A 591-nucleotide genomic window follows, 5' to 3' on the forward strand; every position below is an offset into this window, starting at 1 on the left:
CCGCAACACAGGCCAAGGACACGAGACGAATCCCTTGTCGTCAAGCCTGCCGGCGACACCGTGCTGCAGCGGTCGCTCGCCTTCTATGACGCCGTTGGTAAAGTCCTGGCACGGGAGAGCCGCCCATGAGCGCGACCCTCGATGCCATTCCATCCATGATCGACCGTATTCGCCATGATCTGGTCGGTTTGAAGATGCCGCGCGCACTGGAAGCACTCGACCATGTCGTGCGCCGCCTCGAGCACGGTGAGCTATCTGCCCTTGAGGCTATCGATATCCTGCTGTCCGAGGAACTGACCCTGCGCGAGAACAGCCGCATCAAGACGGCCTTGAGAATGGGCAGATTGGCGACAATCAAAACCCTTGCCGGTTTCGACTTCACTTTCCAACCTTCCCTCGACCGAGATCGCATCTTCACCCTGGCGCAGCTTGGCTTCGTCGATCGACACGAGGCCGTGCATTTCCTCGGTCCACCTGGAACCGGCAAGAGTCATCTTGCCACCGCGCTCGGCGTCGAAGCCGTCAAAGCTGGAAAGAGCGTCTACTTCACGAACCTTGCTGACCTCATCGGCTCGCTGGCCCGTTCCGAAA

The 591-nt window shown here is 59.9% G+C and carries 1 pseudogene; it reads left to right on the top strand.

Annotated elements, in window-relative coordinates:
* Window positions 1-125: 125 nt before the first annotated feature.
* Window positions 126-591, top strand: a pseudogene (istB, locus tag AB4Z23_RS27875) (IS21-like element ISRel3 family helper ATPase IstB); the annotation flags it as partial.

Source organism: Agrobacterium sp. MCAB5 (assembly GCF_052114365.1).
Classification (GTDB): domain Bacteria; phylum Pseudomonadota; class Alphaproteobacteria; order Rhizobiales; family Rhizobiaceae; genus Agrobacterium; species Agrobacterium tumefaciens.